The organism is Terribacillus halophilus, assembly GCF_900101385.1.
Classification (GTDB): domain Bacteria; phylum Bacillota; class Bacilli; order Bacillales; family Amphibacillaceae; genus Terribacillus; species Terribacillus halophilus.
In genome coordinates this window covers 183,783-209,067 of sequence record NZ_FMZB01000005.1, presented here as the reverse complement: position 1 = coordinate 209,067, position 25,285 = coordinate 183,783, and the positions used below count along the sequence as shown (strand labels likewise).

Here is a 25,285-nt window from a genome sequence, read left to right as displayed (position 1 = left end):
TTACCTGCCACACAGGTCATGTCGCAAGCTATTTACTTGTAAATTTATTGGCATGACAAAAGGAAGGTACACGATTTGTGCACCTTCCTTGATAGTCAGGATTGACGGACTTTTTTCGGCTTGACTTCCTGCCATTTGAATATCTTATTGAGGAAATGGAAGATATGTTTGGATTCCTTGGTCATCAATGGTCCAAGGATGGCAAGGATGAGCACGTACAAGGCCGAGAACGGCTGCAGCACGCCCATCAGTCCCCCAGCCATTCCCAGGTTGGCCATGATGATGGAGAACTCTCCCCGGGAGACGATTGTCAGACCGATGTTTGTCGATGCTTTATGCGACAGACCTGCCCGCCGGCCTGCAATCATACCAGAGACGAAGTTACCGATGATCGTGATGGCAACTGCTCCAAGTGCAAGCCATACGGCATCACCGAGTGTCGTCGGATCGATGCTCAGCCCGAAGCTGAAGAAGAAAATGGCTCCGAAGAAATCGCGGAATGGCACGACCATATGCTCGATGCGTTCGCCTTGATCGGTCTCAGAGAATACTAGTCCTAATAAGAGGGCACCGATTGCTTCGGCAACGTGAATGGTTTCCGAGAAACCGGCAATAAAGAATAATGATGCGAAAATGACGATGATAAATATCTCATTAGAGGAGATACGCAGAAGCTTGCTTAAAAGAGGTGCTGCTTTCCGTGCGATGACGAAGAACAACAGCATATAACCTAATGCAATCAGAATGGAAAGGATCATTCCGCCAAAGGAATTGGCATCTCCCAAAACCAAACCTGATACAGTGGATAGATAAACTGCGAGGAAAATGTCCTCAAACATAATGATACCTAGAATCAGTTCTGTTTCTGTATTACCGGTACGACGCAGGTCGACGAGGACCTTAGCAACAATCGCACTGGAACTGATTGTAATGATACCGGCAATGATCAATGTTTCCTTGATCGGAAAACCTAGTACAAACGGATACAGGAAGCCGAGTCCAAAGTTGATTCCGATATAGATACTGCCGCCTACAACAATGTTCTTACCTGATTTAATGAGTTTCCCGATGGAGAATTCGAGACCCAGATAAAACAGCAGGAACAAGACACCAATCCGTCCCAGGAAGGCAATGATATCTTCACTGTGGACAAACTGGAGATTAATGATGCCAAAACTAGGTGCATGCGGTCCGACCAACATCCCGATGATAATGAGAAACGGGATGATGGAGAAGTTTAACTTGTTGGCAAGAATGGCTGCGATTGCAATCAGGACAAGCGCAGTCCCTACTTCAAAAACTAAATGGTCCATACCCTATCCCCTTTCTTTCAAAAATAATTCACTGTTGGCGCGTTTTATATCTGCACGCTCACCGGAAATGACGATTGTGTCACCACTTTTGAATATCGAATCGACACCAGGATTCAACTGTTTGGAATGATCTTTACGAATGATCCCGATGATGTTGATATTATAGTTCTGACGGATACCGATTTCGCCAATGCTCTTTCCGATAATCGGCGCACTCGGGCCAAGCTTATACCATTCAATCACAAGGTCATCGAAAGCGACTTCGATTGTTTCCACTGCTTTTGGCTTATACGTCATTCCGCCGATAATGGAAGCGAGCTGTCTTGCCTCGGAATCGGTGAATGTGACACCAGAGATGCTCTCATCCAAATCCTCATCATCGTAATGATAAACTTCCCGACGACCATCATCGTGGATGATTACGACAACTTTATCATCATTTTCCGTCATAAGTTCGAACTTTCTGCCGATTCCCGGTAGATCTGATTCTCGGATATTCATAGTGATGCCTCCTATTTCAATTGTTTTGCTTTCCGGACGACTTCTTTGAACTTACTATCACTTAGTATTTCCTGCAGATCATGGATCGAATCAAGATCCGCCTTCGCCATGAACACGATTCCGCCTTCCTCGACGAATGCGACATGCTCCCCTTCCTTGACGTCCAGTACATCCCGAATATGTTTCGGAACGGTGATCTGCCCTTTTGAACTAAGCTTTGCTAATTCCATGATTTCGCCCTTCTTTCAAGTTTTCCTTACTTTCTTTACTTTCCTTACAAACTGATTTTACTACATACCCAATATTGATGAAAAGGCTGCGCTTTCATTTTTGTTGATTTTCTGATTCTACTGTTCAATAAATTGTCACAAATAAGCGAGGTTTATTTTGCCGATTCACACTAGTCAACCCGCCTTTATTCCTTTATAATAAATGAGAACAAACGTTCTAATCGATAGCGTGATAGTAGGAGGACGAACACCAAGATGCAATTTCGATACGCATATACTGCAGGTAAGGAAGCAGTTGTCCGGCATATGCTGGAGCGGAGCATTTCCGATTATGTGAAGGAAATGATCCCGGATGCACATCGACTCTATTCCAAGAAGACCTCTTCTGCCAATAAAGGGCTGATTCGACAGGATTGGCGCAACATCATCGATAAAAATGGTCAGGAGATCAATCAGATCTATATCGAAATGTACAAAGAGCTGATGGACGATGCTTCCTATTACGTAGCAGATGTCGAATGGACAAAATAAAAAAACGATGCGGTGAACTTCCGCATCGTTTCATATTGTGTTATTGATAGTATTTCTCAAGACCTTTGACGATTCCTGAGGCAGCTTGTTCCTGATAACTGTCAGTCGCCAAGTTGGCTGCTTCAGCAGAATTGGTGATATAACCTATCTCGGCTAGTACTGCCGGTGAATTGGTGTTGCGCAGGACACTGAAGTCAGCAGCCTGCGTTCCCCGGTCTACCGACCCTAGCTGGGATGACAGGTTCTCTTGTACAGTCGAAGCAAGCTTGACACTCGTATCGCCATCAGGATAATAGTATACTTCCGTTCCGTTGACGAATTCTTCCGAAGTAGCATTCAGGTGGATACTGACGAACATGGAAGCATTCGCCGCATTTGACATAGCCGCCCTAGTTTCCAGCGCAACGAATGTGTCATCATCACGTGTCATGATCACATTCGCTCCCAAGTTCTCAAGCTGTGCTTGTGCTTTCAATGCAATGGATAGGACGACTGATTTTTCATAGAAGTAATCTCCAATCGCTCCGCTATCCTTCCCGCCATGACCTGCATCGATCACAATTGTTTTCCCCTTTAACGGTGAAAGACTATAAGATGCTTGACTCTCGGTTGTCGTAATATAATCCATGCTCACATAACCAATTATGCCATTATGTTCTATCCGCGCCCAGTTGTTTTCAATCGAAAGAATGGACACTGCATCGCCGTTATAAAGACTGTCAACCACATCAGCTGACATATCTGGAGTCGAGCGCACATTTAACGAGGTCGCGACCTGGACATAGCCTTCTGTTGTATCGGCAGGCTGGGCAATCTGTTCCACGTCAGCTTCTGCTGCTCCTGTATCTGGGATGCCGCTGACAAATACCATACTTATGTATCCTTCTTGCCCATAATAATCTATTTTACCCCAGTCATGACTTACTTTCTTGATTTCCACAGCTTGCCCGCCTTGGAGTTTGCCGATTACTTCTGCATCATCGGCAGGCTCTGCCCTTACATTGAGAGATGTCGATACATCGATTGTTCCGCTTTCCGCATAGCTCGTTGCTGGTAAAAATGCAACAACTGCTATAAGTGCAATAAGGAAGACCAACAGTGAGCGATGCGTCAGATGTTTTTCTAGCATACGATTCCCCTTCCGTTTTTTGTAGAATTTTGTAGATTCGCATCCATTATAGATGAATATGTTGCTAATTAATAGTCTAATAGTCTTAACATTTAATTAACAATTCCGCTAATCTTTGAGAATACTGCCCTTTCCCCTCTCCACTTGAACAAGTTTTTAGAAACAAAAAGGCAGCAAATACTAGATTCACTGCCTCATTGCCTCACCTCGGGAGTAAAGGAATACATTATTCCGTATATTCTTTTACTCCTTGCACAAGTCCCGTTGCCGCTTTGTCTTGATATGCACTCGAATTCAGCTTCTTTGCTTCAGCAGCATTCGTGACAAATCCGATTTCTGCAAGCACCGCTGGCATGCTTGTGTTTCGAAGTACATTGAAATCTGCACTCTTGATGCCTCGATCACGTGACCCAAGCTGGTTCACAAGACTATCTTGAACACTGGAAGCCAGTGATTGACCGCTGGATGATCCAGGATAATAGTACACCTCCGTACCGTTTGCGGATGTGTCCGAGGAAGCATTCGCGTGGATACTGACGAATACATCGGCTCCAGCTGCATTCGCCTTGGCAGCACGATCCTCAAGCTCAATGAAGGTATCGGCGGATCTTGTCATGATCACATCAGCGCCTTGTGCCTGGAGCTTTGCTTCTGTTTTTTGCGCGATAGGCAAAACAACATTCTTCTCAAGCACTCCATTTGCCACGGCTCCGCTGTCCTTGCCGCCATGCCCGGCATCAATCGCAATTGTCTTTCCTTCCAGGGCGCCCGTTTCGGTTTGTATGTAAGTCATGCTTACATATCCTGTCTGTCCTTTATATGTAATTTTGCCCCAGCTGCCTGCAACCTCCTCCAGATCAACAGTATCACCTGGATAAAGACTGCCGATGACGGCAGACGAGGTTGACGGCTCAGCACGAACATTCAAGGTGGTATCGACATTTACAGTTCCGCTTTGAGCAAAACCAGTCGAAGGATAGAGCAGGATGAATACGCCGAAAAAGAGCAAGACTCCTATCAATAAATGTCGTTTCTTATGCATGCATGTCCTCCTTTGCTGACAATAATCAGATGTTGTCACAATTATAGGGGACATGCATGAGTGTCAGATAGACCCAAACCAGTAAAGAGTGCAGACGTTCTAGCGAACAGACTTGTTTTTCCAGACATGGGCATTGCCGCATAACCTTCTTCCCATTACAAAACTGCCAAGGAAGACTTAACGATTCGCATATATCTGTTCTGTACTATGTGAATAAACTTCCAAGATGTTTCCAAACGGATCCTGACAATAGACAAGGAAATATGCTTTTTCTTCATCCAGCGTCCATATTTGGCTGATGATTTTCCCGCCAGTTTTTTCGATTTTTTTCGCCAGTCCATGCACATCACCGTCTTCTGCCACAACACATAAGTGGAATACTCCTGGTTCCCACGGTTTCTTTACAGTCTCTCCCTTGGTTTCCGGAACGATGAACTCAAATAATTCAATACCAACTTGATTTGCCGCACTCATATGGACATTCCGGATATGCTTCACTTGATTACCTTGCAAATCGCGTGTCATATCGCCTTCCTCTGTTTTCACATCAAAGGGGCCGGCAATTATTCGGAAGCCTAGTGCTTCCTTATACCAATTGATTGCAGCATCCAAATTGGAAACTGTCATGCCGATATGTGTAATAGCTGTCATCTTCTCTCTACCTCCCTGATTAAAATATACAAAAATTTTATATCCTTCTTCTTTTTCACTTCACAAACGTTTTCAAACACCGATTATATAGGTGAACAGATCTATGTTCAGAGGGGGATTGCTATGAAAAAGAGAAATAGTTTAGCAGTAAGGTTAATGATCATAGTTGCAACGATCACGATCATCTGTGGTACAGTTGTCGGAACCATCAGCTATCTGACAGCTAAAAATGAACTGATCAATGCTGGTAAGATGGACCTGCAACACATGGCAAACAGTGCAACGAGCGTCCTTATGCTGTTGAATGAGCGTGTGGAAAATGGGGAAATGACTTTGGAAGAAGCACAGGAAGAAGCCCGTACTATTTTGAACGGTCCAATTGTGGACGGCGCCTATGATTTATCGGAATCAAATTTCAATTATAAAAATGGCGCCGGCTATATCATCGCTTATGACGACCAAGCGAATATGGTGCTCCACCCATCCGAGGAGATTGGTTCCCCGCCAGGAGAGGACAGCGTAAAGAAAAATCGGGAAAACTTGATAGTATTAGCACAATCAATGGATGATAATGAGAGCTTTATGAGCTACGATGATACCGATGAAAAAACGGGCGAAGTCAGGGAGAAGATGGCTTATGTGAACTACTTCCAGCCCTGGAATTGGACTGTCGGCATTACTGTGTACACTGATTTGTTCTATGGTGATTTGATAAAAGTAAAATGGATTATAATCGGTATAACAGCAGGTATTACATTACTTACCCTTATTCTCTTCTATTTCTTGATCCGTCCGAAGCTGCAACAGTTAAAAGCAGTGACAGATGCTGCAGCGCAGCTTGCTAGCGGTGATTTTAGAGAACAAGATTTAAAAGAAACAAAAGATGAGATAGGTATCCTGAGCAAAGCTTTCACAAAGATGTCTGAAGAGTTACGGCATTTGGTTGAAAGCATCATCCAATCCAGCGATAAAGTTTCCGATGCGGCATCCGAGCTTTCTGCGGTAAGTGAAGAAACATCCGCAAGCAGTGAGCAGGTCGGTGTGGCGGTGGATGACATTGCCACAGGTGCAGGCTCTCAAGCGTCCGATTTGGAAACGACGACATATCATTTGAGTAAATTCAACGATTCCATCAGGACAATGACCGTACAAAGTGATGCAATCGCTCAAGCCGCACTTCAAACAAGTGATGCCACAACAAAAGGCAGCGATATGATGCATGACTTGACCTCGGCTAATAATGCCGCGATGGAATCGGTAGATGCTATATCAGTTGGAATGAAGGAACTGGATAAGAACTTGCAGCAAATCGTCCATATTACGGATGTCATCGAGAATATTACCGAAGAGACGAACTTGCTTGCTCTCAATGCGAGCATTGAGGCAGCACGAGCTGGAGAACACGGCAAAGGCTTTGCCGTTGTTGCGAGCGAGGTTCGGAAGCTAGCTGATCAGTCCAATGCTGCCACCAAGGAAATTCAGCAGATGATCAGCTCCATCACAAAAGAAGCTGCAGAGAATGTCGTTCGTATTGAATCAAATAAACGGCAGGCAGAACAGCTGAACCACTCCGTCGTTGCCACAGCCGCTGAGTTCGCAGCTATCGAAGCAGCTGCCGAAGCTACGAAAAACGCTGGCAGCAGATTAATCGAGGAAATAAAGCAGGTCACTGCACAGACGAATGATATTACAGATAGCATTCAGAACGCATCCAGTGTGTCAGAAGAAACAGCAGCTAGTGTCGAAGAGATTGCAGCCTCGATCGCCGATCAAATTCAAGCGGTTGCCAATATCGCAACATCTGCAGAAGAACTGACACATATAAGCCGTCAGCTGAATGAATCGATTGCTGTATTCAAGTTATAGAAAAAAAGCGACCCAGGAGCATAAGCCCCGGGTCGCTTTTTATCAGGTACAGCCTTCACATTCGTAATAGCGTTTGCTCGCATCCAATGTACGAAGCAAGCTGCCGATTTCGACTTCTTCTGGTTCCACGAATTCCAAATCTGCCACACGTTCCTGGATGGACTGGCGTGCTTCTTCCTCAGAAGCAGCAACATAGCTGAATTCACTTGTTTCACCAGTTGGCAGGATTTTGTATTCGAATAAGTATCTTTGCATATTACCGGCCTCCGTAACACAATATCTAGTGTACGTACACTATACACCATCCTATATATGCACGTCAATCGTAAAGATTCACATCTGCTATATTGCTAGTTTTCTTAATAATCTGTTTCCCCAGCCTATCCGCTTCCTAAACGGTATTTCTGCTTATAAGGAAAATGCCCTCCAACCTTAATAAGTTTGGACAGCCCAGCATACGTTATACAAAGGAGGTAAGGACGTTGGAATTTCCTATGATCATGACGAACTTCTGGGATGCCGTGCTTGGTGTGCCCATCGTTCTTATTTTTACCCAAATCGTGAAGCATCTCCTGCCGCTGCCCGGCAAGTATACACCTACGATTGCATTACTGAGCGGATTGATCCTGTCCATTTTTTTCAGCCATCCCCACAATCTTATTGCAGCAATCTTCATGGGGTATTTTTATGGCTATGCAGCCATCGGAAGCTATGCAGCCCTGCGAACCGCTTTCCGCGCTTATCGGAGAGACAAGCATGATTATCGTTAACGGGATACATGGCGTTTACCATAAACATGCTGTAGAATCGTCTGTTTGACCCTATCGAACACGTTGGCATCATAGGCTCGCGGGTAGCTCATAAGCTGTAAAGCAAGGGGTGCCGCTCCCGGTCTCAGGGGCGGCTGTTCATATGGATAGTCGTGCAGGTGAAAACCAAGCCTCTCATAAAAGCTCACGCGACGTGCAGCAACCTCGGATCCGGCTGGAGGCTCCACCTCAAGTATGATCGGCTTATCTGAAATGGTCATGATTTCTCGCATGATTTTACTGCCCATGCCTCGCCCCTGAAAGGCTTCGTCAACCGCAATATGTTCGATGAATGAAAATTCCGGCAGTGAATAGATTGCACAAAACGCTGCCAGTCTACCGTCTTTTTCATACGTATGGATATGATAATCTTCCCTATTCAAAAGTTCTTTTTGCTCCGTGAATCCACGATGCTCCTCTGGAGGGAATGAACACTCCATCAATTTAAAGACAGATTCGAAGTCCTGCATGTTAAAACGTCCTTTTTCTACTAGTATATACGAAAAAAAGCGCCGGCCATAGCCGACGCTTCTTTATTGTTAAGCTATTGCCTCGGAAATCCCTTTCACAACTGCAAAGAATGTCACCCAAAGCGGTATACTTAAACCTGTACCATATAGTAACCCTACGAAAAAATTGTTTTCATTTTTCTTCATTCCTTGTCCACTCCTTCTTTCATGAGGATGCAGAACAGCTTTCCTTTTTCTTATATACATTCTATAATGAAAGCGTTTACACAGTAAAGGGTTTTATTTTGTCAAATTTCTGCACTATACGTTCGCTTACTTCAAGGTTTCCCATAAAAATCCGAAAATAAACATACCTGCTATCAGACAGGGACTTTGCATGATATAAACAAGAATGATAACCATTCAAAAGGCCAAACATATTTTTCTTCGATTTCGGGAAACTAATGCATAACTGGAAGGAGGAATACAAGTTGGATAAATCAAAGCAAAAAGCTGCAAATGAAGTAGCTGAAAAGATGTATGATGCACAAGATTATAAGTCATCAAATCCAGTCGATAAGGGAATCTCGATTACTCATGAGCAAGTAACGGATACGTATACAGAGGGTACTGTAGATGGAAAGATAGATAATGTGGAAAAGGATGGGTCCTTGAAGAACGATGAAGGAAGGGAAATTCCCCGCGAAGGGTATTGAAAGAAAAAGACAGCTCTATGTGAGCTGTCTTTTCTCTATTGCCTTCGGACATCGTTTGCCCGCTGGTGAAACCATATATAAAAACGCTCTGCTTCCCTGGCCGGGACATCTTTCATTTCATTATGCAGCACCGGTTTTGCCCGGTTGATGGATTCGATTGTTGCCAACCCTAGCCATCGCTGTAGCGGATTTTGCGTCTTGGAAATCTCAATCATCTTATTTCTTTTTGTCACAAAAAGTGTTGTTGTAAAAGCTCCTGTCTTCATCTGTAAAAATCTCTCGCTGACCAAGTATCCGGAATGTTTAAAATTCAAATAGCGATAGCCTTCGATCAGGATCAATGCAATGATGGACACCATCCACCACGATATCTGATAACCAAACACTTCCGGGCGCCAAAAGTACATAGTGATGGTCACCGCCAGCCAGATGAAACTCGGCTGAAGCAGACGGTAAAACAATACTTTCTGCTGCAATTTATGCATGGAGAACTCCACTTCATACTCGGGTAGTATTGCAGCAATCAGTTGCTGTGCCTGTTTCAGTGTAAAATATGGATAAAGTGAATTGATCTCTTCTGTATCCTCGCTAATATCCAGTGAACCTGTACTGATCAGCTTCACCTTTGCCAACCCGAGCAGACGGTGCAAAATCGGCTGGCTAATCTCAATACCTTGCACACGGTCCTTACGAATCGAAAAGAACGATTCGCTCACCAACCCTGTCTGGATGTAAATATTCGCTTCATCTGAAGCCAGCTCATAGTTGCTGTACTTTAGCAATACACGCCACATCCCGAACAAAAGGGACACTACAATGATTCCGATTAGACCAAGCGTCGAAATCCACCAGATTTTCAATAATGGCAAATACTGACGCACATCGCTCCAATCAAAGAAAATATCAAATTTCAGTACAAAAGACACCAAAAGTGGCGGAACGAGCAAAAAGCTCAAGGAAGTAAATGACGCCTTGATCAATTCCTTCTTTGTCGGCTTGAAATGAACAGTTCGTTCCTGCGCAATAGAGACAGTCTGTTCTGATACAGTATCATCCCGTATCAAATCATCTTCCTCGCTCGTAGCACGCTGCCCTATGTCAGCTTGTTCCGGACTGTCTGTTATGGTCAGCTGTTCCAGCCGGGAGGCCTCCTCTTTCGTGAGCACCTTAAATTCCACAGCTTTTTCCTTTGATCCCGTCTCAAATTTTATTGCAGTCAGTCCAAGTAGCCGATGCAGGAGATTCGTATGTTTCGTTATATTTTGAATTTTCTCGAAAGGAACAGTGCGGCTTGTTTTTGAGAAAATGCCCCTGTATAAATGAAATGCATGCTCATCAGCTGCGTATTTTTCTGTAAACCACGTTAGAATATCACTCACAATGGATAACAGCATGATAGCCAGAACGATGTATTTAGCATATGTTCCCCACCAATTATCAGCATTGTTGAAGATAGTGACGATTATGAGCGGCACAATCCAATTCCTGATTGCTTTTGCAATGCCAAACAGCATAATAGCCGGATGATAACGTCTTGTCTCCATCAGTCATCCTCTTCCTTTGCCTTGGCATATGCCGCGATTTCATTCCTTAATGCATAAGCATCTTTCTCAGGCAAACCCGGGATGCTGTAATCGCCTGCCATTGTCTCAATCTCGACTTCGCGGAGTTTATATTTTCTCAATAGCGGCCCCTGTTTCGTTTCTACCGATTGGATCTTCGTCACAGGAATCAGTTGATCCTTCTGGAACCATGCTCCCTGCTTCAGCTGAACATATTCCTCATCCATGTCATAGCGCCAGTTACGATGGTTGATAACAGTTGCGAAATAACCAATGAACCCAAATGGAATGGAAATGATAAGCAAGACCAAGAGAACGAACCCGATCCAAGATGGCCAGTCAAAATACAAATCCAGGCCAAATAAAACAGCAAAAATCAAAAGCACCACCACATCAAAAATAACATCACCTATCACTTGAACACGCAATGATTCTTTCGGCAATTTATGTTGAGGTCCTTTTACTTGTGCTTGCATCTGTTTTCTCCCCTTTCTCTTCTTCTTTTACGAAACCAAATAACAATAGGTTCCAAAAATTGTACTAATGAAATAGTACACTACACCTAAAATGCAATCAACATAATTTTTGGTAAAATTTTCATAAGAAGAATGAAGAAGGGTGGTTTTCAACAACAGTACCGGTTTTGCACCATCTTCCACTGGCAACTGGACACTGATGATCTGCTGCTGCACTTTTCTAATGGTTTTTCACGGAATCGAATAGATTATATCCACAAAAAAGAATGGACCCGGTCAGACCGGATCCATCCTCTTATTTTGCAGGCTCAGGATTTACCTGACCAATATCCTGCTTTTCAATTTTACTAACTGCATCACTGCTTGTGTCCACTCGTTTCACAAACAATGCGAGTATCAACGCTACAATATTGATTCCCAAAGCTACATAGAAGGAGGTTTGGATCCCGGTCAGCAGCGCCTTCTGCGTCATCAGCGCAGTTGCTGCCTCTGTCAATGTCGTTGGATCCACTCCTGCCATCAAGCTTTCCGCTTCATTTTTAGTGGAAGAGTTCATGATTGTAACGAGAACGGCTGTACCAATGGAACCAGATACTTGCTGAGCCGTATTATTCACCGCCGTACCATGCGGGTTCAAAACAGTAGGCAATTGGTTCAGACCGTTTGTCATGATCGGCATCATGACCATGGACATACCGAACATCCGTAATGTATAGATGAAAATGATATATGCATAACTGGAATCCAGCTGCAGATGAGCGAGCATGTAAGTTGAAACTGCTGTGATCGTCAAACCAACTGCCGCCAGAACGCGCGGACCGAACTTATCAAAAAGCCGCCCAGTGATAGGTGACATGACACCCATGATGATGGCACCTGGTAGCATCATCAAGCCGGAATCCAACGGGGAAATCCCGCGTACATTCTGAACATAAGCTGGTGTCAGAATCATACCTGAGAACATCGCCACAGCGTTTACGATGGAGATGATGGAAGCGAGCGCGAACATTGGATACTTATACACACGCAAGTCCAATAGTGGTTTCTCCATGCGTAACTGACGGACGACAAAGATAATCAAAGCAATCGTTCCGGCAATCAGGGTAGTCAATACGATTGAATCTGTCCAACCATCGGAACTCGCAGAACTGAATCCATAAAGCAATCCACCGAATCCGATGGACGATAGTACAACGGATAGATAATCAAGTGTTGCTTCCGTATTTTGCTGCATGACATTCTTAAGCTTCCAGACAGCCAGCAACACACTGATCACTGCCAATGGAAGGATCATTTCAAACAATAAACGCCAATCATAGTACTCTACAATGTAACCGGATAATGTAGGACCGATAGCTGGTGCCGTAATCATTACCAACCCGAAGATTCCCATGGCTGTACCACGTTTTTCACGCGGGAAACTAACGAGCATGATGTTCATCAGCAAAGGTCCCATCACAGATGAACCTGCCGCTTGGACCATGCGACCAGTCAGCAATAGACCAAAATTCGGAGCAAAAGCTGCCAAAGCAGTACCTAGGGTAAAGATGATCATCGCTGTGATGAACAGCATGCGGTTTGAAAACCGTGTAACTAAAAAGGCGGAGGCTGGAATCAGTACCCCGCTGACAAGCATATAGCCTGTTGCAAGCCATTGAACAGTTGAATAATCATCGATTTTCAAGTCAACCATGATAGATGGCAAGGCGACATTCAGCAACGAGTTATTCAAAAAGGAGACAAATGCTCCGACAAATAAAATAGCCAACATCAAATATGGCGTTTTTCTAGGTTGTGTTGCTTCCGTGTTCAAATTTCTATCTCCCTTTATTCAATTTTAATGCTGTAGAAGCGGCCGTTTACACAGAGTTGCGTTGATTCCTTGCTTTTGCAATGCTTCTACCAGCTTCTTCATGAAATCATCACTTTTTTTGATTACAGATTTGTACATCAGTCGACCCCTTCTTTCTGCAGTCCTTTTTTCACCAAATTAATCTGTGTTTCATAATTGGAGATGGCTTCTTCATCCGTGAGATCGTGAACGAATACCTGGACAAGATTATGAAATGTGATTGCTCCGACAATCCTGATAACATGCGACAGTTCCTGCTTATCTTCGATATTCAGATAAGAAGTATCAATCAATTTAAGTGTTTGGGAACGCTCGTTTTTCAGGCTCTCCTTATATATGTTATTAGCCATAGTATTTTCTTTCCTATGGTTCATATTCAGAAAAGCATATCTGAAGAAATCTTTATGCTCCTCATGATGACGCAGGGAAATCATATGTCGGAACTGCTCCACCAAGGATTCAAATAAGTTCCCTTCCTTCTCTTGAAGAATGGCTATCAGCTTCTTATTATTCTCCTGCGCGAGCTGATTCAGCAGATAATAGTATAAATCCTCTTTGTCCTCGAAATACTGATAAAAGCTGCCCCTTGGAATGCTGGCGTCCTTAATGATGTTGGCGATGGACGCCTCATGCAGCGGAACCCTCGAAAACTCTTTCTTGGCGGCTTGAATCAATGTATTCCTTTTATCCTCGGACAAAGAAAGAAAGGTTTGCTTTGGCATAACTTCACTCCTGCCTAAACATATGACACTGTGTCACATTCATGATAAATAGATTATATGTGACACAGTGTCATATGTCAACCGCATCTTACTCGTTGTTTCCATAGAAAAAGCGAATTGTCTGTTTGACAAATTCGCTTCCTAAAATTTATGAAATCAAGGTATATTGTTGCCAGCTGCCCGGTATAATCTATACCACTCTTCCCTGGTCAATTTAATATCTTGTGCCTTACAGATAGACTGGATCCGTTCAGGATTCATGGAACCGACGATAGCTTGGATATTGGCAGGATGGCGCAGGATCCAGGCAATCGCAAGTGCGGATTTGCTCACATTATAACGTTCGGCCAATTCCTGCAAAGCCGCATTGACTTCTGGGAAATCAGGATGATCGATAAATACTCCTTCCATCATACCGAATTGGAAAGGTGACCATGCCTGGACCGTCATATTGTGCAGCTGACTATACGGCAGCAAACCGCTGTCTCGTACAATGGACTCCCTGTTCTGCATATTCACATTCAATCCAGCATCAATCAGTGGCGTATGCATCAGACTGAATTGCAGCTGGTTGATGATCAAATCTTCTTTTACATATTGCTTCAAGAGCTCGATTTGATTAGGGTGATGGTTGCTGACGCCGAAGTTTCTTACCTTTCCGCTTTCTTTCAGCTCGCGAAATGCTTCTGCTACTTCCTCCGGCTCCATCAGCGCATCCGGCCGATGCAAAAGCAGGATATCCAGATAATCAGTCTGCAGTCTTTTTAGTATCCCCTCGACACTGGACACGATATGTTTCTTTGAAAAATCGAAAAAACCATGGCGAATGCCGCATTTGGATTGAAGAATGATATCTTCCCGCCTCATCGTACTCTCTTTTAACGCTTCAGCGAAAACTTCCTCGGATGTTCCCGCTCCATATATATCCGCATGATCAAAGAAGTTGATGCCAGCTTCAACGCTTGTATCGATGACTTTGACAGCTTCCTGCTTGTTCAAATCGTTCATCCTCATGCAGCCGAGGGCAATAGGAGCTGTTTCCAATCCACTTGTACCTAGCTTCATCTCGTTTTCTCTCCTTTTCATTTCACTGTAATACTTGCTTCAGCTTGTCGAATGCCCATTCCAGTTCTTCTTCTGTGATGATCAAAGGCGGAGCGATCCGGATGACAGTGTCGTGTGTTTCTTTGCAAAGCACGCCCAATTCCTTGAGCTTTTCACAATATGGCCTTGCAGCTTTGTTCAATTCAATGCCGACAAACAGCCCCTTTCCCCTGATTTCCTTGATTGTAGGGGAGGTCAGCTTTTGCAATTCTTTCAATAAATGTGTTCCAAGACGAAGGGACCTTCCCGCTAGATCCTCTTCCTCCAACACTTCCAGCGCTGCAATCGAGACAGCACACGCCAATGGATTCCCACCGAATGTGGAGCCATGTGAACCAGGATTGAAAACGCTCAATATTTCCCTATCGCCTGCAACACAAGAAATCGGGAAAACTCCGCCGCCTAATGCCTTGCCTAAAATATAAAGATCCGGCGTTACACCTTCCCAGTCACAAGCGAATGGCTTACCCGTACGCCCTAATCCGACTTGTATTTCATCCGCAATGAATAGGACATTCTCTTGCTTACATAATTCAGCAGCTGCTTTCAGATATCCTTCTGGCGGGATGATGATACCAGCTTCCCCTTGGATCGGTTCCAATAGAAAGGCAGCCGTACTCGGTGTAATTGCGGTTTTCAGAGCCTCCAAATCACCATAAGGAATAATCTTGATACCTGGCAGCATCGGACCGAATCCGCGGCGATATTCCGCTTCCGACGAAAGCGAGACAGCAGTCATTGTCCTGCCATGGAAGTTTCCGCTGCATACAATGATCTCTGCTTGGTCATCAATAATCCCTTTCACGTCGTATCCCCAGCGCCTGGCTGCTTTAAAAGCCGTCTCCACCGCTTCAGCACCGGTATTCATCGGAAGAATCATCTCCTTGCCGGTTAAAGCAGCGACTTTTTCATACCATAAGCCTAGCTGATCGTTATGAAAAGCACGGGAGGTGAGCGTAACTTTCTGGGCCTGTTCGATAAGCGCATTGATGATTTTCGGATGCCGATGTCCTTGATTCACAGCCGAATAAGCACTGAGCATATCCATGTACCGCTTTCCTTCGGTATCCTCTACCCACACTCCCTCAGCTTTCGCTATGACGATCGGAAGCGGATGATAATTATTTGCCCCATAATTTTTTGTCAATTGCATCAATTCCTGTGCATCTGTAGTCCTCATCCCAACTGCCCCTTTCCAGGTTCGTTTGGCGCCCCTGATGCAGCGCAATCATTATATGTTCATTCTAACAAAGCGACAGATGAATGTAAGCGTTTCAACAAGAAATTTAAAAAATCGCCCGGCTTTGAAACCTGGCGATTTTAAACCACTATATTCCTACTGTCACACTTTCCTTCTTTTCCATGATGATATGAGGAATACCATCCTCATCAAAGATTTCGGAAGCTTCTGTATATCCCAGTTTCCTGTAAAATCCGCTCGCTTGCACTTGCGCATGCAATTTGAAAGCTGTCTTACCAGCTTGGCGTGCGACTTCCTCCAGACTTGCAATAATGACCCTGCCCAGCCCAAACTTGCGGTATCCCTTAGTTATACATATCCGCTCCATCTTTCCGAAATTCCCGATGAACCGCAGCCTGCCTGTGCCGACAGCTTCCCCTTCATGATAAACGAGAATATGCTGACAAGCACCACCCAGCACATCGAACTGATCGAATTCATCTTCCAAAGGCACACCTTGCTCTTCCACGAAAATTGCCACACGCATTGCTTTCGCTTTTTCGAAATCTTGTTTGTCTTGAATGATTTTGTATGTAGGCATTGTTGGATCCATCCCCTGCTGATTGTTGATCTTATGACAGCATTAATAATACACCAAAACAAATAATTATTCATCGTTTTATAAGAGCCGTCATCCACACTAGCCCCTTCGCCAGATAAACAAGAACATATTGCAGTCTGTCTGATACATCATTCCATAAAAAAAGAAAGCTGCATTTTTTTGCAGCTCTCTCTTAGCCTCGCATCTTTTTCCCCTCAAGCGGCTTATTCCGGAACAATGCATAGATACCCAAAATAACTCCCCCAAGCAAACCCGCGATCAAATCCGTCATCGTGTCGGTATTACCACTCCGCTGCATGACGCTTGTCACCGTCATATCACCAATGAATTCGATACTTTCCCAGATTGCACTGCCGATCGTTGCCATACCGCATACAAATAGGAATATGATCCAGCGAGAAATATAGATATCCGCTGGTCTTAGCACCTTATAGCGATAAATGGCCAACGCTAGCCAAGCGATATACATGCTCCCGACTACATGCAGCGTCACGTCCCACCATTTGTATTTATCATAAAAGTGGAATATGGCTCCCAGTATGAACGTGCAGACAAGCAAACCATAATAGCCGAGAATATGCGGGATGCGGAATGGTGTCCGCTGGAAGAATAGCAGACCTAGCGGCAATGCACTCATGATTACCCTGCCGCCACCTTTGGTCCAAGAATTCGTATCTCCATTTCTCAGTTCTATCACAAAGGAGACCAGCATGAAACAAATGAATATTAAGCTTAAGATGTATATCGTTTTCTTCAATCCTCATCTCTCCTAAGACTCTTTTCCCATAGTCTAACCAGATAAAGAGGATTCTAGTTCGAAAACAAAAAAAGACGATTCACCGTCGTGGTGAATCGTCTAAATTTATTGAAGGAATTTTTCCATATCCTCATCCAGATGGACCCAGCCCTTCCAGCCGATATGAATGGTGTCACGCATGAAATACGGATCATATTCATGGTCGGAATAATCAGCATAGGTAAAGCCGTTATCATCGATTTGTTTTTTGATTCGATTATAATAGTCTTCTCTTCCTTGTTTCGCAAAGCCAGTATAATCGTAGTACTCCCCATTTACAGGAATGATGACAAACAATGGCTTAGCATCGGCTTTTTTCAGGATATCCAGCATCAACTGGAAGTCGTCGTATTCAGGAGATTCCGCATAGGAATGTCCTTTGTTCTTTCCTTCCATCTCTTTGATGTAATTCTTTTTATGTTTATAAACATTCGTGGCAATATGGAATTTCGAGTTCTTTGTCCGCTTTTCGCCATAGGCATCTGCTTGTGCTTGCAGATCCTCCCATGTCTTGTCCTTCACTTTATCGGACTGATGGCGATTCGTTGGCTTGTCATTGACAAGTGTGAAATACAAATCCTTCTTTTCAAGCATTGATATATAAGCTTTAGCTGGCGCGGTTAACATGTTAAACTTCATCTTCTTATCATCCAAGTAAGCATCATACAGCTGATAAAGCATTATGTCATTCTTCACCGCATCGTATGTCATCAGCCTCTGCATCAATTTTCGTTTTACCTGTTCATCTATCTCTTCATTGAATGGCAGCTGATATGCCTGCAAAGCAGAATAATTCGGTGCAAAATGCTGTTCATCTGTGCCTCGCTTGACGAACCATTGCGGTGATACAATGATGACCATCTGTTTTCCCTTCAGCTTATCGGCTTGTGTTGCGAAATTCAAATCATGAATGATCGATGTGGTACCGCCTTTTCCGATCAAATATGGTGTATAATCCGCGCCGTTCACTTCAAAATAATTAGATGGATGGAAAGGATCCCAGCGGGACAGCTCCGAAGATCCGTAAATCGGTACATAATCCGGATCATCCAGCATTTCTCCCTGTAAATAGGTACCTTGGAACATACTTGGCTCAAGACTGATGGCCGATTGCTCCAAACGATCGGCTGGCACTAGTTTTGCCAGCCAGGAAGCCGGTACGAAGACAAAGCCGGCGAACAGGACCAATGCAAGGATGATCGGTCCGAATAGAAACTTCTTCTTCATTATTTCAGCTCATTCAATCGATCGGTAATCGCATTTGGTGTGTTCCATGTATCCCGGTCGAATTCCGTAATCGGTACATTGATGCCAAGCTGCTCTTCAAATTGAACAAGCAGTTCGACCGTCGCAAAAGAATCCAGCAAGCCAGCCTCGAAAATATCGAGATCATGCTCCTCCTTCACGACATCATCTTCACAAACTTCCGCAATAACTTGTAGTACTTTCTCTTTGAAATCCATTAATATAATCCCCTTTTATTGAAATGGTCTTCCGGAAAACAGATAGAATCCGAAACAGACGACATGGAAAGTGATGACAATCGATACAACCGTCATGAATTTTCCTGTCGGCCAGCGTTTATGTTTTTTGTTCCAATTCTCAAAGAAATTGAAGGCTGTCATCATCAATGCATGATACGCACCGTAGACAATATATTGGATTGCTAATCCATGCCATACTCCCATTAATAGGAATAGCAGGATATATCCCAGATTCGAAACAAGCATTTTATTCTGTATCCACTTTTTCTTCTTCATCAGGAAGACGAAACGCATGAATACATAATCACGGAACCAGAATGACAGCGACATATGCCAGCGATTCCAGAAATCTTTAATATTCCTGCTGATAAACGGCTTGTTGAAGTTTTCTGGCGATCTTATGCCCATGATATAGCTCACCCCGACGGCAAACAATGTATATCCGGCAAAGTCGAAGAATAGATACAAACTGTAGCTGTACATATACAGCAAATGATAGCTGACCCGACCATCCGCGATATAATCGAGGTTCATGATGAAATAAGAATTGATAGCGTAGCCAATGATGAACTTGTACAGGAAACCTAGAAATATCTTATTGATTCCTTTATAAAGCAGTTCCTTATATTCATCTGGTGTCCATCTTTTCTCTTCATCCTTTTGAAAGCGGCGGAACCGATCAATCGGGCCGGATGAAATCGTCGGGTAGAACAACATGAAATTGACCAGCTGATAAATCGACAGCTGCTGTTTGATCAAACCATCCCTTGTTTCGATGATGATCTGGACAGCACGGAATGTCAGATAAGAGATTCCAAGGAAGCTTGCCCAGTTATCCACTGCCAAAAACGGCAGGATCTTCGATAAGATCAAAGGCAAAATCGATAACAAACTCATCAAATAGAAAACAAGACTGCTATTTTTCGTTTGCCGATAGCTTATGTAACCTTTGATGAGCACAAGCTGCAGGATGGTAAAGATGACGAGTGAATAAAACCCTTCACCTCCGCCAGAAAAGATCATCGCCAATACGACAATGGAGACAAACACATTATAATAACGCAAAGGTTTGCCCATCGTACCAAGAATCATCGTTGGCAGCAGCAAGATGCCCAGGATAATGAAGAAAAGGAACGAACTATACGGGGTCATGCGAATACCTCTTCTTTCATTTTCTTCCGATCCGCTTTGCCATTCATCGTCATCGGTATCGCTTCATGATAGGTGAACTTACGCGGAATCATATAGGCTGGCAGACGCAAAGCGAGATCCTTACGAATAGCTGCCGTCAGCTGATACTCTTTTTCAAAGTCATGTTCCTTAGGAACGACCGCTGCAATCAAATATTCGATTTCCTCATTCGGTGCAAAGGGAATGATGATGGCAGACTCGATATACTCGGATTGATGGAGATGGAATTCAATATCCTCCAGCTCCATCCGGTAACCATGAAGTTTGATTTGATAATCCAATCTTCCTTGGCAGTACACCAAACCATCTTTTAGCACACCGGCATCGCCAGTCCGGTAAGCCTGCATGCCCTCCATGATGCCATATGCCTTTTCTGTTAAAAGCACCTCTCCTAAATACCCTTTTGTCACACTAGGTCCTGCAATGATAAGCTCCCCTTTTTCGCCATCTGGCAGCGGGCTACCCGTTTCGTCCACAACAAAGATACGCATATCCGGCTTTGGGTATCCAACCGGCAATGCCTCATCCTTTATCAGCAATTCCTCCGTAACTTCCATGCTGGTAACTGCAACTGTTGCTTCTGTTGGTCCATATGTATTGAAAATGGTTGCTTTCGGGAATCGCTCCTTCAACTCCCTGGCCACCGCCAGTGGCAGCACTTCACCACAGAAAAGAAAAGTTTCAAGCTCTGGAAGCATTGCCGCATTGAAATCTGGATTCGGAAAGCACATCTGAACAAAAGATGGCGTCGAGGTCCAAACCTGTATGTCAGAATGGACCAGGTTCTCAAAAAGCAGCTTCGGCTTATTGATCACTTCCTTATCCAAAGCATGGACAGTGCCGCCGCTTTGTAATGCCGGATAAAAATCCATTACGGACAAATCGAATGAAAAAGGCGCCTGATTCAAGAACACTTTGCCCTGTCCTAATGAAAAGTCCCCAGTCATCCAATCGGTAAAGGATTGCAGATTTTCCGCCGTTACTTGTACGCCTTTCGGATTCCCAGTACTTCCGGATGTATAAATGATGTAGAACACATCTTCTTCCCCAACCCACAAATCTTGTCCTATCGCTTCTTCCTGATCAAGCTGTAAAGCAGTTGTATGTAAGACTGCAACATTGTCTAATTCAAGTACCGTATTCGTCGTATCAATGACCAAGCCGGCTCCTGATTTTTCCACGATAAGACGCACCCGTTCCATCGGAATGGATGTATCGACCGGTATATATGGATAGCCAGCTTTCACACAGGCAAGGAAAGATACCGGCATATCCGTCCCCATATGGCCGTAAACAACAATCGGCGTTTGACGTTTCAACTGACAGCTATTACGAATAAGGCCTGCCAATCTGCTGGATCTGTCCCAGAGCATTCCATAGCTGATTCTTTCATCCCCATTGCGAAATGCAATCTTCTCCGGGGTCACTGCCGCATGCTGGGCAATGGTTGTCAATAGTTTCATCGTATTATCTTCTCCAATTAAAAATCGTTATATATGTAATTACCTGTATTGGCTGTATGGAAGCCATACAACATAAACAAGGTGATCAGGATTGCCAAATAGAAACAAGTTTGCGCAACAAAACGAACACCTGCATGTGTATACAGTTGCTTAATCTTATTCATATTTCCCTCTGCTTTCTATTCAAATTTATACCCGGTACCGATGACGGTCCGGATACGATTCGATTCACAGCCAAGTTTGGCACGCAGCTTCTTAATATGCGTATCCACGACTCGATTATCGCCTTCAAAGTCCATTCCCCACACATGATTCAAAATTGTTTCACGTGAAAGAACGTTATTTTTATGCTGGAGCAGCAGCAGCAAAAGATCATATTCCTTCGGCGTCAACTCGACTTGCTGATTATCTAGTTCCAGGTTACGTGATTTTGTATTGACTACAGCTTGACCGAAACGGATCATATGACCATTAGGCAAGTACTGTTCTGTAGCCCGTTTCATCAAAGAGTTGGCACGTGCAACCAGTACTTTCGGACTGAATGGTTTGGTTACATAATCGTCTGCCCCAAGCTCAAATCCATGAATTTTATCATCGTCACTGGATTTGGCGGTCAACAGGATGATCGGGACGCCGGATCTGTTGCGGACTTGCTTGGTGACGGCAAATCCATCCATCTGCGGCATCATGATATCCAGAATGACCAAATCAGGGTAAACGGCATCAAACCAGGTAATGGCACTGCTGCCATTATCCGTTTCGTACACTTCCCAGCCATCCTTTTTGAAATAATCCGCCACTACTTCCCGGATACGTAATTCATCCTCGACAAGCAGCACTTTTTTCCCCATCACGAACCCTTCCTTCCACCTTATATGCATAAATTAACAATTTCATATGTCCTTCATGTGTCCTAATAAGTAATTTTCCCCATCATTTATCAAAGCGAGCAAAGAAACGTACACCTTCTGGCATATTTTCCACACCATAGCTGAATCCGTGCAATTCCAGAATTTGCTGTACGATTGCCAATCCCAGACCTGTACCGCCGGTCATCCTGCTTCGGGAAGACTCGGTTCGATAAAAACGAGTCCAGATATTCACAAGCTGCTCCTCTGATATCTGCTGTCCTTTGTTCTCGACCATGAATACACTGCATTCCTCTTCCAAATCCGATTCGATACGGATGGTGATCACAGATTCTGGGTCGCTGTGACGGACAGCATTGACTAGCAGATTCCGAATCACTCGCTCCATCCATTCATAATCTGCCACAATCGGCAGTTCGTTCCGTGGCATCACTTCAATCGAAACATGCTTCTCTTTTGCCATGCAAAACAGTTTATCCGATAAATCTTCTGCCATTTCGCTAAGCAGGAACGATGTTTTTCTCAGTTTGATAGCACCATTTTCAAGCTTTGCCAAATCAAGCATATCCCCGATCAGGACTTCCATCTTGTCAGATTCCTCGATGATGACCTCCATATAGTGATCCTGTTTATCAGGACTGATGCCATCTTGCAGCCCTTCGGCAAAACTTTTGATGATGCTGAGCGGAGTCTTAAGCTCATGGGAGGCATTTTCAAAAAACTCCCTCTGCGCTTTCTCCATTTGCTTGCGTTTTTCCATATCCTGCTTCAGCTTGTCATTGGCTTGCTTCAAATCCTCCAATGCGTGATCCAAATTCTGGGCCATGATGAGCATGTTATTGGAGAGGCTCCCAAGTTCATCGTTTTGCTTGATCGGCTTCACCGATGAGAAATCCAGATGTACCATTTTTTTCGCCATCTCATTCAGCTTGATCAACGGACTGCTCACAAGACGGGAATAAATCAAGGAAAGCAACAGAATGAGGACAAAGCCGGCGATGCCCATGTATAGATAAAAAACGCGCAGCGCTTCATTTGTATCTTTGGTTTCCTGTAAGGATGTCACCGAGAACATGTACTGCATTTCTCCATCTTTTTTTACTGGCTCAATCAGGACCAGATTATGCTTTCCACTCCATGACTCCATCCAGTCCAGCTGCAGGCTCTCACCATTTTGGAGCTTTTTAAGCAGGCCTTCATCTAGCGGGAACCACTCAAGCAGCGCATCATAAAGGAGGCCCAAGCCTCTATTCGACATACCTGCCTGGGGCAGCGAAACGCTTTTCACCTTACCTTCGAATGTCACTTCATTCTCTTCCAGGTGTTCGCCTACACTTTGCTCTCCCTTGGTGATGACAGACGGATATACGACCGAAGAAACCGACAAATCGTTCTCCCCGCCAATCATCAATGTATCTCCTTTTTTTATGTTAAGCGTCTTCAAGTCGTCACCATAATCAGTCACGAATAAGGAAAGCGCCACCTCAAGCACCTGTCCATCTTCAGTTTCCAGCATGATGTGAAACGGATCTTGCACCAGCTGATATCCTTCTGCATCGACAATCGTCAGGGGACTTTTTGATTCCCTCATATAAGAAAGTGTCTGCTTTGTCAGCTGTTCTGCGTTCCAGGGATTGGTTTCATATGCATGGGCCAATGAAGCCAATTGTTTGGTAGCTTCTTTCGTCTTATAATGCTGGTAAAAGCTATCAAAGAACACGAGCTGAAAAGTCATGATCATGGCGTAAAATGCTACAAAAATCAAAGCTGTTACAGTGAACAGCTTTAAGGTGATGCCTCGTCTCCTCATGTCGATCTCCTTTATGTCATACAGCTATTTGTACGTAATACTGTACAGTAAGAATATGTTTTCTGTGTGTCCGCACACAGCCTCCATCAGCGTACATCCTTTTATATAAGAAAGGAACCTTTTTCTGTAAAATCAAAAATTCCAATTTCAGCATAAGCTATCTTCGAGTCATTTTAACCGAAAAGAGGGGAATGTATGGGGAGAGACAATGCGTACATGGACTATACAAAAGGAGATGTCCAGTATTTTAGCGATTTGAATAAAAACCGTTTATTCACGCGAAATAGCCAAAATTATATCAACCGGCTCGGCCGGGATGTATTGAATACACTTGGTGATGTGTCGCTTCTTGATATCTATTTGAGTAAGGACAAGACAGTCGAACCGCATTATCACCAGAATGCAGCGGAACTTGTCTATTGCATCAGCGGCTCTGCAAGTGTTTCCTTGATCAATCCGTTTACGAATCAAGTTGAGCACATCCACATCACACGTGGTCAAGTTGCAAATGTCCCCCAAGGATGGTGGCATTGGGAAACGGCTAGGGAGGATCAAACTCATCTGCTAGCCATTTTCGATGCACCGTATCCAGAATATATTTTCGGGTCGGATATTTTTGCAAAGACACCGGCAGAAGTGCTGGCCAAAACATATTGCCTGGATAAAGCAAAGCTGCAGGATGCACTGCGCCCGCTTAACAATCAGACTATCATCATTGGACCGCCGGATGATTGCAGCCAAAGTCCAGCGCACGCTCAAGAAAACTCGGATTCAAATTACTTTACGGATGGGTATCTATATTATCGTTTCAAATAAGAACAGCCTCTCTTTCGACAGGAGAGGCTGTTCTTATTTGAAATTAATATAAAAATACTACTTGAACCTCCAGTCGCGTCACCCCTTATGGTGTATTTATC

The 25,285-nt window shown here is 44.0% G+C and carries 28 protein-coding genes; 5 read left to right on the top strand and 23 right to left on the bottom strand.

The window, feature by feature from the left end; translation table 11 throughout:
• Positions 1-95 precede the first annotated feature (95 nt).
• Genes BLQ53_RS10765 through BLQ53_RS10755 form a run of 3 tightly spaced genes read right to left on the bottom strand, consistent with a single transcriptional unit; the run spans position 96 to position 2,044 of the window.
• Complete coding sequence (locus BLQ53_RS10765) at positions 96-1,313, bottom strand: cation:proton antiporter (protein WP_093727317.1); 1,218 nt, start codon at positions 1,311-1,313, stop codon at positions 96-98.
• A 3-nt stretch (positions 1,314-1,316) separates the two neighbouring features.
• Entirely contained in the window at positions 1,317-1,814 is a 498-nt protein-coding gene (locus tag BLQ53_RS10760) for a cation:proton antiporter regulatory subunit (protein WP_093727316.1), read from the bottom strand.
• Between the two features lie 11 nt (positions 1,815-1,825).
• On the bottom strand, positions 1,826-2,044 hold the full coding sequence (locus BLQ53_RS10755; RefSeq protein WP_093727315.1) for an AbrB/MazE/SpoVT family DNA-binding domain-containing protein: 219 nt from the start codon (positions 2,042-2,044) through the stop codon (positions 1,826-1,828).
• Positions 2,045-2,299: 255 nt separating this feature from the next.
• Here BLQ53_RS10755 and BLQ53_RS10750 point away from each other — a divergent pair, with 255 nt between their 5' ends.
• Complete coding sequence (locus BLQ53_RS10750; RefSeq protein ID WP_093727314.1) at positions 2,300-2,575, top strand: hypothetical protein; 276 nt, start codon at positions 2,300-2,302, stop codon at positions 2,573-2,575.
• A gap of 40 nt (positions 2,576-2,615) precedes the next feature.
• Here BLQ53_RS10750 and BLQ53_RS10745 read toward each other — a convergent pair whose 3' ends face one another.
• The 3 genes from BLQ53_RS10745 to BLQ53_RS10735 form a co-directional block, all read right to left on the bottom strand.
• A complete protein-coding gene (locus BLQ53_RS10745) occupies positions 2,616-3,704 on the bottom strand; it encodes an N-acetylmuramoyl-L-alanine amidase family protein (protein ID WP_093727313.1) in 1,089 nt (362 codons plus the stop codon).
• Positions 3,705-3,930: 226 nt separating this feature from the next.
• The gene (locus tag BLQ53_RS10740) at positions 3,931-4,746 is read right to left on the bottom strand and encodes an N-acetylmuramoyl-L-alanine amidase (RefSeq protein WP_170829660.1); all 816 of its coding nucleotides are present in this window, start codon (positions 4,744-4,746) and stop codon (positions 3,931-3,933) included.
• A 177-nt stretch (positions 4,747-4,923) separates the two neighbouring features.
• On the bottom strand, positions 4,924-5,397 hold the full coding sequence (locus BLQ53_RS10735; protein ID WP_093727311.1) for a VOC family protein: 474 nt from the start codon (positions 5,395-5,397) through the stop codon (positions 4,924-4,926).
• Positions 5,398-5,520: 123 nt separating this feature from the next.
• Between BLQ53_RS10735 and BLQ53_RS10730 the strand changes: the two genes are divergently transcribed.
• Entirely contained in the window at positions 5,521-7,263 is a 1,743-nt protein-coding gene (locus BLQ53_RS10730) for a methyl-accepting chemotaxis protein (RefSeq protein ID WP_170829659.1), read from the top strand.
• 42 nt (positions 7,264-7,305) lie between these two features.
• Here BLQ53_RS10730 and BLQ53_RS10725 read toward each other — a convergent pair whose 3' ends face one another.
• The gene (locus BLQ53_RS10725; protein ID WP_093727309.1) at positions 7,306-7,518 is read right to left on the bottom strand and encodes a hypothetical protein; all 213 of its coding nucleotides are present in this window, start codon (positions 7,516-7,518) and stop codon (positions 7,306-7,308) included.
• 227 nt (positions 7,519-7,745) lie between these two features.
• Here BLQ53_RS10725 and BLQ53_RS10720 point away from each other — a divergent pair, with 227 nt between their 5' ends.
• Complete coding sequence (locus BLQ53_RS10720; RefSeq protein WP_093727308.1) at positions 7,746-8,033, top strand: hypothetical protein; 288 nt, start codon at positions 7,746-7,748, stop codon at positions 8,031-8,033.
• On the opposite strand, the gene BLQ53_RS10715 is transcribed toward BLQ53_RS10720, so the two are convergent.
• Positions 8,030-8,542, bottom strand: coding sequence for a GNAT family N-acetyltransferase (locus BLQ53_RS10715; RefSeq protein WP_093727307.1), 513 nt, complete (start codon positions 8,540-8,542; stop codon positions 8,030-8,032). The genes BLQ53_RS10720 and BLQ53_RS10715 overlap by 4 nt on opposite strands.
• A 470-nt stretch (positions 8,543-9,012) precedes the next feature.
• Between BLQ53_RS10715 and BLQ53_RS10710 the strand changes: the two genes are divergently transcribed.
• Positions 9,013-9,237, top strand: coding sequence for a YozQ family protein (locus BLQ53_RS10710; protein ID WP_244499327.1), 225 nt, complete (start codon positions 9,013-9,015; stop codon positions 9,235-9,237).
• A 35-nt stretch (positions 9,238-9,272) separates the two neighbouring features.
• On the opposite strand, the gene BLQ53_RS10705 is transcribed toward BLQ53_RS10710, so the two are convergent.
• The 15 genes from BLQ53_RS10705 to BLQ53_RS10635 all read right to left on the bottom strand — a co-directional run bounded on the left by BLQ53_RS10705 (position 9,273) and on the right by BLQ53_RS10635 (position 24,368).
• Positions 9,273-10,781, bottom strand: coding sequence for a PH domain-containing protein (locus tag BLQ53_RS10705; protein WP_093727305.1), 1,509 nt, complete (start codon positions 10,779-10,781; stop codon positions 9,273-9,275).
• Complete coding sequence (locus BLQ53_RS10700; protein WP_093727304.1) at positions 10,781-11,275, bottom strand: PH domain-containing protein; 495 nt, start codon at positions 11,273-11,275, stop codon at positions 10,781-10,783. Before BLQ53_RS10700 ends, BLQ53_RS10705 begins: the two co-directional genes overlap by 1 nt.
• 295 nt (positions 11,276-11,570) lie before the next feature.
• Positions 11,571-13,046: a DHA2 family efflux MFS transporter permease subunit gene (locus BLQ53_RS10695; RefSeq protein WP_093727385.1), complete on the bottom strand. Its 1,476-nt coding sequence runs from the start codon at positions 13,044-13,046 to the stop codon at positions 11,571-11,573.
• Between the two features lie 179 nt (positions 13,047-13,225).
• The gene (locus BLQ53_RS10690) at positions 13,226-13,849 is read right to left on the bottom strand and encodes a TetR/AcrR family transcriptional regulator (protein ID WP_093727303.1); all 624 of its coding nucleotides are present in this window, start codon (positions 13,847-13,849) and stop codon (positions 13,226-13,228) included.
• A 156-nt stretch (positions 13,850-14,005) separates the two neighbouring features.
• Positions 14,006-14,914, bottom strand: a complete 909-nt coding sequence (locus BLQ53_RS10685) for an aldo/keto reductase (protein ID WP_244499326.1) — start codon at positions 14,912-14,914, stop codon at positions 14,006-14,008.
• Positions 14,915-14,936: 22 nt separating this feature from the next.
• Positions 14,937-16,133, bottom strand: a complete 1,197-nt coding sequence (locus tag BLQ53_RS10680) for an ornithine--oxo-acid transaminase (RefSeq protein WP_093727301.1) — start codon at positions 16,131-16,133, stop codon at positions 14,937-14,939.
• Positions 16,134-16,281: 148 nt separating this feature from the next.
• On the bottom strand, positions 16,282-16,734 hold the full coding sequence (locus tag BLQ53_RS10675; protein WP_093727300.1) for a GNAT family N-acetyltransferase: 453 nt from the start codon (positions 16,732-16,734) through the stop codon (positions 16,282-16,284).
• Between the two features lie 193 nt (positions 16,735-16,927).
• Entirely contained in the window at positions 16,928-17,512 is a 585-nt protein-coding gene (locus BLQ53_RS10670; RefSeq protein WP_093727299.1) for a DUF2238 domain-containing protein, read from the bottom strand.
• Positions 17,513-17,617: 105 nt separating this feature from the next.
• Positions 17,618-18,778, bottom strand: a complete 1,161-nt coding sequence (dltD, locus tag BLQ53_RS10665) for a D-alanyl-lipoteichoic acid biosynthesis protein DltD (RefSeq protein WP_093727298.1) — start codon at positions 18,776-18,778, stop codon at positions 17,618-17,620.
• The gene (dltC, locus tag BLQ53_RS10660; RefSeq protein ID WP_093727297.1) at positions 18,778-19,014 is read right to left on the bottom strand and encodes a D-alanine--poly(phosphoribitol) ligase subunit DltC; all 237 of its coding nucleotides are present in this window, start codon (positions 19,012-19,014) and stop codon (positions 18,778-18,780) included. The genes dltD and dltC overlap by 1 nt, the downstream gene beginning before the upstream one ends.
• 15 nt (positions 19,015-19,029) lie before the next feature.
• Positions 19,030-20,187, bottom strand: a complete 1,158-nt coding sequence (gene dltB / locus BLQ53_RS10655) for a D-alanyl-lipoteichoic acid biosynthesis protein DltB (RefSeq protein ID WP_093727296.1) — start codon at positions 20,185-20,187, stop codon at positions 19,030-19,032.
• Positions 20,184-21,689 carry a D-alanine--poly(phosphoribitol) ligase subunit DltA gene (gene dltA, locus BLQ53_RS10650; RefSeq protein WP_093727295.1) on the bottom strand — a complete coding sequence of 502 codons (1,506 nt, stop codon included), beginning with the start codon at positions 21,687-21,689 and terminating at the stop codon, positions 20,184-20,186. Before dltA ends, dltB begins: the two co-directional genes overlap by 4 nt.
• A gap of 17 nt (positions 21,690-21,706) precedes the next feature.
• Positions 21,707-21,853, bottom strand: coding sequence for a teichoic acid D-Ala incorporation-associated protein DltX (locus BLQ53_RS10645; RefSeq protein WP_093727294.1), 147 nt, complete (start codon positions 21,851-21,853; stop codon positions 21,707-21,709).
• 15 nt (positions 21,854-21,868) lie between these two features.
• Positions 21,869-22,540 carry a response regulator transcription factor gene (locus BLQ53_RS10640; protein WP_093727293.1) on the bottom strand — a complete coding sequence of 224 codons (672 nt, stop codon included), beginning with the start codon at positions 22,538-22,540 and terminating at the stop codon, positions 21,869-21,871.
• An 82-nt stretch (positions 22,541-22,622) separates the two neighbouring features.
• Entirely contained in the window at positions 22,623-24,368 is a 1,746-nt protein-coding gene (locus BLQ53_RS10635; RefSeq protein WP_093727292.1) for a HAMP domain-containing sensor histidine kinase, read from the bottom strand.
• Positions 24,369-24,563: 195 nt separating this feature from the next.
• Between BLQ53_RS10635 and BLQ53_RS10630 the strand changes: the two genes are divergently transcribed.
• Positions 24,564-25,184 carry a cupin domain-containing protein gene (locus BLQ53_RS10630; RefSeq protein ID WP_093727291.1) on the top strand — a complete coding sequence of 207 codons (621 nt, stop codon included), beginning with the start codon at positions 24,564-24,566 and terminating at the stop codon, positions 25,182-25,184.
• Positions 25,185-25,285: the final 101 nt, after the last annotated feature.